Genomic DNA, 9,871 nt, shown 5'->3' with positions numbered 1-9,871 from the left:
GTACCGGTCCGGCGCCAAGATTACGTGCAACCTTGAACCAGGCAGGATCGACCTTCGAAAGACCTGCTGCGGTAGAGAACATAATCGGCCAAACTGAAGCCATGGCGATGAGGAAAACGATAGCCCCATACCAGGTTGAGAACACAAATACAGCAATCGGGCTCCATGCGAGTGGGCTTACCATTCGTAACAACTGAAAAGGCGAATTCGACAATTGATTAAACCGTCTGAACTGCCCGATAAGTATGCCAACAGGAATACCGATTATTATTGCTATTCCGAGACCTGCAAAAAGTCGATTCAAGCTGACTGTCGTCGCACTTTGCAGCTTGCCGATTTCCCACAAATCGGGAAAAGCCTGAAGAGTCGGAAGAAGTCCAAACTTTGCAAAACTGGCTGTATTAGCATTGTTTGCAATATAGTAGCCGAATACCCACCACAAAAACGCCAGGATTGCGAATCCTGCCAAACTCCAGGCGAGTTTACTTAGCGCCTGACTTTTGAATATTCCGGCGACCCCCCCCCCGCCGGTTGCAGCTACTGCATTATTCATAGACTGATTTCCTCTTCCCGTTCAAAGGGGTTACCGGTTTGAGGCACACTCGGATCATTCTTCCAGCCAGGGTTTTTGTCCAGGGACTTTCTTACGAAGTCATATTGGAACAGATCATTAGCTACGTGATCGCCCGTTAAGCCTTCAAGGAAGGCATTGTCACCAGTTACCATGGTTTGTTTCAGCTCATCGACGATCCTGACAGTCGCTGATTTGTATGGCCAGCCCTGGAAGTTGATTCGATCCTGACCCCACTGTACATTCTGGATGGCATGCGGGTTTTTATAATAGGCCGGATCATAGAACATCATTGCACGTTCGATGACTTCAGACGGGAAAGGCATGTATTTTTTACCATCCCTTGAGAGCATATGAGACATTGATTTTCTGTTTTCACCCAAATAGAGCTGGGCACGAATGATCGCATCGTGTACAGCTTGCGTCCATTCTGCACGATCCGGATCCATTGCATCTTGTTCATGCATAGCCACAACACAACAAGGATGTCCTTTCCAGATATCACCGTTGAACCGCAGGATTTCACCCTGTGCGCGAAGTTCGCCCATAGCACAGAATGGTTCAGCAACACAGTAGCCATCAATTTGGCGTGATGCGAGAGCGGGTGGCATATCCGGCGGATTCAACACGAGGAAATTACACTCATCAGGCTCCAGTTTTGCATTTTGAGGCCGAATTACCGGTTTAATTCCATGTTCCTTGAGTAACATCTGCGAAACGATATTGTGCATGGAATACCAGAAAGGCATCGCGAATTGTTTACCACCCATGTCTTTGGGTGATTTTATTCCGCTATCCTTATGTACAACCATCGCGGAACCGTTAGTATGGTCCCATGCAGTCACCTTGACCGGATAGTTATTGTTGTATCGCATCCAGACAGGGATTGGGGCCAACAAATGAGTCAGGTTAAAACGGTGTGATGAGAATGCTTCAACAAGTGGGGACCAGCCTCGAATCAGTGTCGGAGGCGCGGACTCGATTCCGGCATCCTTGAAAAACCCCATTTCATGGGCTACAAGTAATGCCGCCGCATCTGTAATCGGGATATACCCAATCTTTACTACCGGGTCGAATTTTTTATCTTTTTGTGCAAAAGCCGATGAGAGGGGGCCCATCGCGCCAAGCCCGGCTACAGCTGCACTTGCTTGTAATAAGGTGCGACGTGTAATACCTGTTCCAAGCCCTTGCGTGAATCTGGAGTCACATTCAATTGAAGGAGTAGATGTATCTAATCCTTCACCATGTTTTTCGTAATCGAGTTTTGCACCAACTATTTTATTGCTATGTCGTTGTGTTTTAATCTTGCTCATTGCGTCTCTCCTAATAGTGCTTACCTTTGAGGTATCCCAGATTTACACACTTGCCCATATACGACGCAGGCTAAAAGGCTTACTGGGAGGCTGCTACAGCCGAATTTACAGCATGGACATCTGCGGCCGATTCGAATGTGGACATCAATTTCCCGCGGAGCTCTTGTACGGCGGGATCCTGACGATCTCTTGGGTCAGGCAAATCAACATCAAGCTCATGGACTATATTGCCTGGTGATCCAGCCATAATTACTGCTCTATCTGCCATAATTACAGCTTCATCTATGTCATGGGTAACCATAACAATATTAAAACCAAGCTTTTTCGCTATTGATCGAACATCGCGTTGTAATGAGGCTCTTGTAAACGCATCCAGTGCTGAAAATGGCTCATCAAGCAACAGGATCTCAGGTTCCATAACCAGGGATCTGGCCAGTGCGACACGCTGCTGTTGACCGCCAGAAAGATCCTGCACATTTGATTCTGCGAAATTCTGTAGTTCTACAAGACTAATTGCTTCATCAACACGTTTACGAATTTCATCTTGTGACCATCGACCGAATGTCAGGCCTACTCCTACATTTTGCGATACCGTCATCCATGGGAACAAATGCGGCGCCTGGAACATCATCACCCAACGAGGCGATGGCTTTTGTATAGGCGCGCCATCCAGCAGAACCTGTCCTTCTGTCGGTTTCAAAATACCGGCCAGAATATGCAATAGCGTGGATTTCCCGCAGCCTGACCGTCCGATTATTGCCAGGGCTTCGCCAGGTGGCGACACCATATCCACCTTGTTGAACGTAACAGGACTCTTTGGCGTATAGCGGTGTGTCAGACTATCTATTTTGATTTCAGTACCGCGTATTGACATCGATTATACCTCTAACTTTTCCCTGCTTTTATAACAGGGCATATGGCAATCACCTACAGCAAAAACACTATCCCAGTTATGAAGGCCACTCTATATTTATAAAAATACAGGCTTTCTGACTGGTCTAATCCTTGGCCTCAGGCGCTGTTAAATCTTTTTTCCAGCTCTTTCATGCGTTCTGACAATTCACTCTCATCAAGCAGTCCACGCTTGATCATGGAATGTGCGAGAGCAAGAAGCTGTCGTTCAGGAAACGGGACATCTTCATATATGGTCTCGGAAAGCTCATCTTCTTCAGCACGACGCTCAAGAGAGGGTAAAGCACATGAGTCCAGATCAACCTCCTCGTATGGTTTTACACACGAATCAGCAGCTAGCAAATCGCAGGTGGTTTCAAGAGTGATCTTCCACGGAGGATCTGGATTTGTCACTCCATATTTTGTTGAGAGATCTTCCCAATATCTGCCACTTTCGAGAATTTCCTGCAACAAGGGAATTGGCGTGATATCTACTGAATGATCATCACCGCTATTATTATTCGCTATGCTCATGGCTTAACCCTCTTATCTCTTGCAATTAGTGATCGTGGTGTACCGGATTAATCGCCTTGCGAACAGGACGCTTGGCATTCGATGTAACACCCGGCTTCGGTACTGCTACACCGATAAGACAGTCGCGTGTCACTATTTCCGCCAGTTGATCTTCAGTCCACCCTTCAGTACCTTCCGGGCGCTCTGGCATAACGATATAACGTGTTTTCTGGTTAGAGTCAGCCACACGAACCTCAACATCTTCAGGTAACTGCAGTCCAAATTCCGCCAGAACCTGACGTGGCCAGCGAACCAGTCGACGGCGATAATTAGGAGTACGATACCATTCAGGAGATTGACCAAGAATCGGTCGCGGATAACATGAGCATAAAGTACAAACCACAACATGCTTTAATTTTGGAGTATCGACCAGAACTCGGAGGTTACAATAGTCACTCGGTGTACCGAATTGGGTCGGAGGGCTTGTCACCCAATCCACGCCTACCGCTTTACTTGCTTCAACACCGTCTTTCTTACAAAGTTCTTTGTATTCGGGATCAAGCCAGGCCTTGGCCACAAGTCTTGCAGCCGGCAGCGGGCCAAGAGTATGTACATATTCCGTCCAAACCCGATGATCCTCTGCTGAAAACAGGCCTTTCTCGATTGCCAGTTCCCTCACAGCAGCCTCAAGAATCTCAAAGTCGCTGACTTCCTCGACCATAGGCGCAGGCTTGTGGACATGGCCGTGATTATGTTCGTGATCTGACATCAGTATTTCCTCTCAATCTATATAACATTTTCAGTATTAGACAGCTTCCAGATAACGTTCAGGAAACTCAGTCTCCAGGGCGTCATTGGAATAAGTGTCGCTGTATTCAGGCCACAGTTCTTTCTGCATGAATTTGACACTATAGAACCACTCTGGCGTATCTTCATTACCAAAGGCTTCATCTTCGGCTGCCGGGCTTTCATATACTAATTCTGTAACTACACCTTCGGCCCCACGCGTATAAGTCATCGTGCGAGTATAAAAAATGTCAGGAAGATCCTTGATACGAACTCGGTCACCTTCCTTGAACTTGGGTTTTCCTGCCTTGCCCTTGAAACATTGCGGATCACCAATGCCATAGGCCATTTTTGCATGATGCTCTAGATCATAAACCGGTTTAGACATGACGATTTCTCACCTCTTCAATTTTGTTTACCAGCTCAGTAAGCGTAACGAATTGCTTGTCGACCAGTATCCGCGCTGCAGTCATTAACCAACGACCATAATACGGTAGACCGAGATACTGCGTCTGACCTACGTCTACATTTTGCTTGCGGCGGCGTTCTTCAGCTGTCCAGACACCTCTCCAGGCCAGGCATTCACAGGTAGCAAAGGTGTTTAATTCCCACTGCTCCTCTTCTTTCTCTTCCCAGACAATGGGCACATCTGGTTCGCCACCGACATCATGTGGTGTCCGCGTATAAGCGCGGAATAATGTATGGTCAATTTCATCCGGTGAAGGCGCATGCGTTTGTTTATGCAAGGCCGGTTGTAACAGGCCGACGACATTGATGTGTCGAAGTACCTCATCTCTAGTTGACGATGACATTGTTATTACTCCTCTTTTGATTACGAGCAATCATGCTTTCTCTTATGCTGTAACGAGTTTACTACCTACTTACTATCACTACTCACTAGTACTTATTAATTCACAATCTATTCAACAACCTGTTTATAAAACTATGAATCAACTTCTAAATCTTTTCCAAGACTAATTTCCGATGGCATTTATAAGCGTTAACTATATTCCATAAGGATCGACATTCCATATAATATTAATACTTGCTTAATTAACGTCACACACCGACATCTATACTTTTTTCGATAGATATGTGTAATAGTTACATGCAGCGAAGAAAGTTCCATTTTCCATCGCCTTATTCTGCTCTTTGAGCCATATATCTACGGTCTGGTCTGATAGCTGACCTGAGTTTTTTACATACGGAGCATATGTTTCCGCAAATGTTTTGAAGTAACTACCCTGGCCGATTTCCACAACCGCATCCCCCCAGGCATCTGTCAGCTCAAGGTCAAACTGGGGAAGCAATCTGGGCAGGTCACACATTATTCTTGGGTTGTTGAATGTTGTATTTGAAAGCGCTGCGTCCATCTTTCTTCCAAAAGAGTGATCAGGAAACGCATAAGTTAATGATGAATAGTCACCGTCAAAAATAGCGATAACACCACCTTTTTTTGTCACACGGGCCACCTCTGAAAGTATCTTGGCCGGCTCAGTAACGTGACTAATTACTGTATGGCAAATCACAACATCGAACTCACCATCCTCAAAATCCAGATTATGCGCGTCACCCAAACGAAACTCTAAACTGTCTGCCACACTTTCCTGGTCGGCATATTTTGTCGCAGCATCTATAAATGACTTACAATGGTCTATACCAACACCACGCGCATCAAACCCATGCCTCTGCGCAAGCTGTCTTAAAATTACTCCAGTTCCACAACCAACTTCCAGTATTTTTCCCGCTTCAGGAATCTCAATTCTATTTACATACTTCTCGAACAAATCGGAGAAGGTGTTAACCTGAGCCCGACTTTCAAGGCGCTCAATTAGACGCTCATGCGCCAATTCGTCCAATTCGTTCACAAATCTATGCGGGTCTGGCACTATTTTTTCCTTTATCACATTCTGCTGACGTAGAAATCATTAAATTTACGTTATAGCTGCCTGATTACCACGATTTATATGGAAGAAACTTCCCATTCATTGTCACTACGACCCGGTCGCCTTTCGGATCTTCCTGTTTCTCAATATCCATCGTAAAGTCGATTGCACTCATTATTCCATCACCAAAATTATCCTTGATGATTTCTTTAATCGTTTCTCCATATACACCAACAATCTCATACCATCGGTATATAACAGGATCGGTCGGCACACTTTGCTCCCATGATTTATAGGGATACTGTTGCAACGCCTCCGAAATCTCGCTACCCAGCCCCAGGAACTCCACTACGGCATCAGCATTCTTCTTCTCAAGGTGATTCATCCCGAGGCATGCAGAACATGTATATTCGGGTGACAAACCAGCTGCTTCGCCCACCTGATCCCATTTGACTGCTTTTTCCTGCTTTGCCTTCAGAATTACTTCTTTCATATTTTCTTTATTCATTGCTACATCCGCTATATTTCTAACTGGAATCAACCTTTAATTTTTGACGTACAAAAATTAAATTATTCACTCTGTATTGACACCCGAGCCAGAAGACACGTTGACCTTATGGCCCGGGTTATACCTCAACCTCTATTTAAGACAGGCTCATTGCCAGAAAGAGACCGCCGGTCAGAAAAGCAGCAACTCCACTCACCCGTGCCGCAATAGCACGCATTGTTTCAGAGTGCCTGGCCAGCTTCTCCATGCCCAGCGTACCACCAGCAATGATCATGTACTGTATTGCTGCGAAGCCAATCAGGTACGATATCAATGGCGTCATTTCCGCACCAATTATCGCTTCACCATACGCATAACCGTGCAGCAGCCCACTCACTGCAAATACACCGCTCAGGACTACAGCTCCCAGATAGTTTTTTGTTAATGCCAGCACTGCACCAACAAGCACCGTCACAGCAACCAGCATTTCCGACATCGGGATATTCGCTGCCCCCAGGTGTAATGCCGTACCACCTACAGTTGCCCCAACAAATGCCAGTGGCACGACATATCGTGCCGCGCCTTTAAGGGCACACGACAGAAGTATCGCTACCACCAGGAATGCAAAATGATCCAGGCCAATAATTGGGTGCCCAAGACCTGAAAGCATTCCCTGGCCTAATGTTTCAGGCGTTGCCCCACCCATTGGATGATGAGCGAATGCTGGCGAAGAGGCGATCAAAAGCATTCCACCTACTACAGACATCTTTGCGCGCAAAGAATTTTTAACAACATCATTTTCAATGCTCATATCAATTTCCCTCACAGTTTACTTCTTTGTTACCGAACATTATTTAAGCGGTGTGATTCATTTGGTTTCTTAAATATCTTCGAAACCAGGTAAAATCATTATCTTCGGCTTACCACCTGGTGATATTTTCCGCTTGTGCCTGCGCCTGTATATCAAGCCGTACTTATATTAAAGACTACTAATATATCGATTTTGGAGACTGTTTGACCGGGTTATCGCCTCAATGTATAAATTCAAGCTTGTAACTCGGTCTACAGAGCTCTTCCTTGCAACTGACTATGTACGATGCGATGATTGTTTTCCAAGATTTAATTCCGATGAGCCCTATAGGAGTACGTTATGGCTCGTAATAACATTTTTCCCCGCTCCGTCCACTATCTTCTTGCTGTCGCCGAGCATCAGAGTTTCACTCGCGCCGCAGAAGCGCTCTATGTGTCTCAACCATCTTTATCTCAGCAAATCAAGCAATTGGAGGATTTGTTAAATATCCAGTTGCTCGATCGTTCTGGTCGCAGTGTTCGTCTAACCCCCGCGGGTGAGGTGTATTTGCACCATGCGCGTCGTGCTTTGAAAGAACTGGATGCGGCAAAACGTGCTATTCATGAATTGAAAGATCTGAGCCGCGGTAGTCTGCGTATTGCCATGACTCCCATTACTGATTATCTGGCTATTCCGTTACTCGTTAAATTCAACACTCTTTATCCAGGTATTACGGTAACCACACTAGAAATGCCACAAAATGACATGAAAGATGCTCTTGTTGGCGATCATGTTGATATCGGAATCGCGCTTAGCAGTACCCTCTCGACCGAGGGTTACCCTGGAATAACGGACAGCGAAATATTATTTAGTGAAACACTCAGCCTCGTGCTCGGTAAAAATCACCCCCTGGCCGGACAGAAGGGGCCAATTAGTAAACACGCACTTGAAGAGGAACCTTTAGTCCTGTTCAATACCAATTACGCCCTGAGGTCACATATTGATTTCTATTGCATCGAACAGGGTATAAGCCCGCATATCGCCGTAGAGGCCACCTCGCTGAGTGTCATAATCGAGATGGTACGACAAGGAAAGCTCGCCACGATTTTGCCAGACACAATTGCTTGTCATCAGCATGGCCTGTATTCACTATCCCTCTTGCCAGAGCTTCCGCATCATACAATCAGCCTTATCTACCGAAAAGACATCAATAAAAGCCCTGCCTGCGTAGCCTTTGAGGAGTTGGCGGGTGAATGGTCGGCCCAGCGCTGTGAACTCGAACCCAGTCATCGTGTGCGCCCCTGCCCACTTACCGATGCCTGCGCCGAGGATGAATCCAAATTCCCTTCTGATGTCAGCATCGATTCATCTGACACCTCGCTTGAGGATATCGAGGCCGATATCATCTAAATGAATCAAGAACAATAATCACAGAGTCACAAAAAAAGTCGGAACAAATATCACTTGCCAGAATATTTGTCACCGACTCAAGAGGAGGACTTTGCGACAAATACCACTTCAAAATATTTGTCGCTAATTTTTCTGACTAAGCACGCATCAGAATTTCATTTCCCCCCATACCCACAACTTGTCAGTATCTACTTTACCAGCTGCGGCATCACCGGCTGAATATGCGCCATACTTGATACCAGCTGTATAGACTTTCCCAAACTTCTTTGCGTACAGGACATTAATTTCATCGCCAAGATCATCGATTGTCGCTGTCGATTCATCAGCACTGAAGTCATGATAAACTGCAAGCCACTTCCCGCCGGCAATCTTGCCGCCCAGACTGACATACAGATCAACCAGCCCCTGATCAGGGGTCGTCAAAAACTGATCAGTCCAGCCGTTGAATGCGTGTACTGTAGCCAGAGGAGTTGAGAAGCCATATGTGCCATTATCTGAACCCAGAAGCTCATAACCCAGCTTGAAAGTCATACCCGATAATTTCATCGCACCTTCGGCCAGAACATAATCAGCATCATATTCGGTCGCACCTGATTTCGACTCCTGAGAAGCGTATTCCAGGCTATATGAATACTGATCATTTTCTCCAGTGCTTCCGACCAGACGTAGGCCATAGGTATCCAGTGCATTATCAGTATTATTATCCAATTCCAGAAGATACGCATAGCCACTTAACTTGCCGAGTGACGATTTGTATGACAGATTCAAAAGGCTATCTTTTGAATCCACATCGGCAGCCTCGGCAAAAATGCGGTTGCGCTTGGTAATATATGAATAATCAACTTTCAGGTTATCTACAGGCGTGACAGCGACTCTGAGGCCGTCATACGTCTGCCTGTCCTGTCTCCAGCCGACATGGCCAACAAACCGTTGATTATCATGAGTGATAACCTGGCGACCATATTTGACCTCGGCCATTCCAGAAGCATACCGGATGAACCCCTGATCCAACTCGGTCACTTCCGGATCCGCTATAACAGAATACACTCCTGAGTTGTAACTAGTCACAGGGACAGAATATTCATTTTCGCCCATAATCCTGACATCTTCCATGCCAAGCGTTGCGGATAAACCTTTATATTCATTTGTTGCGTAGCTGATACGACTGCGCAACGTCAATGCTGACGCATCTCTAAGAGCATTGTTTTGCTCAACAGATTCATA

At 46.0% G+C, this 9,871-nt stretch carries 12 protein-coding genes; 1 reads left to right on the top strand and 11 read right to left on the bottom strand.

Translation table 11 applies throughout. The annotated features are described in order from the left end of the window. The 10 genes from RI563_RS07615 to RI563_RS07570 all read right to left on the bottom strand — a co-directional run. The coding region (locus tag RI563_RS07615) for an ABC transporter permease (protein ID WP_317622866.1) at window positions 1–553 on the bottom strand (553 nt) is incomplete at its 3' end. Further along, window positions 550–1,884, bottom strand: coding sequence for an ABC transporter substrate-binding protein (locus RI563_RS07610; RefSeq protein ID WP_310693768.1), 1,335 nt, complete (start codon window positions 1,882–1,884; stop codon window positions 550–552). The genes RI563_RS07610 and RI563_RS07615, both read right to left, overlap by 4 nt. 79 nt (window positions 1,885–1,963) lie before the next feature. After that, a complete protein-coding gene (locus RI563_RS07605) occupies window positions 1,964–2,758 on the bottom strand; it encodes an ABC transporter ATP-binding protein (protein ID WP_310693767.1) in 795 nt (264 codons plus the stop codon). 137 nt (window positions 2,759–2,895) lie between these two features. Continuing rightward, a complete protein-coding gene (locus RI563_RS07600) occupies window positions 2,896–3,309 on the bottom strand; it encodes a hypothetical protein (protein ID WP_310693766.1) in 414 nt (137 codons plus the stop codon). Between the two features lie 25 nt (window positions 3,310–3,334). Beyond that, window positions 3,335–4,057, bottom strand: coding sequence for a thiocyanate hydrolase subunit gamma (scnC, locus tag RI563_RS07595; protein WP_310693765.1), 723 nt, complete (start codon window positions 4,055–4,057; stop codon window positions 3,335–3,337). 36 nt (window positions 4,058–4,093) lie between these two features. Then, entirely contained in the window at window positions 4,094–4,462 is a 369-nt protein-coding gene (locus RI563_RS07590) for an SH3-like domain-containing protein (protein WP_310693764.1), read from the bottom strand. After that, a complete protein-coding gene (locus RI563_RS07585) occupies window positions 4,455–4,886 on the bottom strand; it encodes an SH3-like domain-containing protein (RefSeq protein ID WP_310693763.1) in 432 nt (143 codons plus the stop codon). The genes RI563_RS07590 and RI563_RS07585 overlap by 8 nt, the downstream gene beginning before the upstream one ends. A gap of 261 nt (window positions 4,887–5,147) precedes the next feature. Next, on the bottom strand, window positions 5,148–5,942 hold the full coding sequence (locus RI563_RS07580) for a methyltransferase domain-containing protein (RefSeq protein ID WP_310693762.1): 795 nt from the start codon (window positions 5,940–5,942) through the stop codon (window positions 5,148–5,150). Between the two features lie 85 nt (window positions 5,943–6,027). Beyond that, window positions 6,028–6,468, bottom strand: a complete 441-nt coding sequence (gene cynS / locus RI563_RS07575) for a cyanase (RefSeq protein ID WP_310693761.1) — start codon at window positions 6,466–6,468, stop codon at window positions 6,028–6,030. Window positions 6,469–6,604: 136 nt separating this feature from the next. Then, the gene (locus RI563_RS07570; protein WP_310693760.1) at window positions 6,605–7,258 is read right to left on the bottom strand and encodes a HupE/UreJ family protein; all 654 of its coding nucleotides are present in this window, start codon (window positions 7,256–7,258) and stop codon (window positions 6,605–6,607) included. 339 nt (window positions 7,259–7,597) lie between these two features. Between RI563_RS07570 and cynR the strand changes: the two genes are divergently transcribed. Further along, entirely contained in the window at window positions 7,598–8,647 is a 1,050-nt protein-coding gene (cynR, locus tag RI563_RS07565) for a transcriptional regulator CynR (RefSeq protein WP_310693759.1), read from the top strand. Window positions 8,648–8,794: 147 nt separating this feature from the next. Here cynR and RI563_RS07560 read toward each other — a convergent pair. Continuing rightward, window positions 8,795–9,871: alginate export family protein (locus RI563_RS07560; RefSeq protein ID WP_310693758.1), on the bottom strand; the 1,077-nt coding region annotated here is incomplete at its 5' end.

Source organism: Thiohalophilus sp., assembly GCF_031581315.1.
Classification (GTDB): Bacteria; Pseudomonadota; Gammaproteobacteria; order UBA6429; family Thiohalophilaceae; genus Thiohalophilus.
This window is presented reverse-complemented; position numbering and strand designations above follow the sequence as displayed.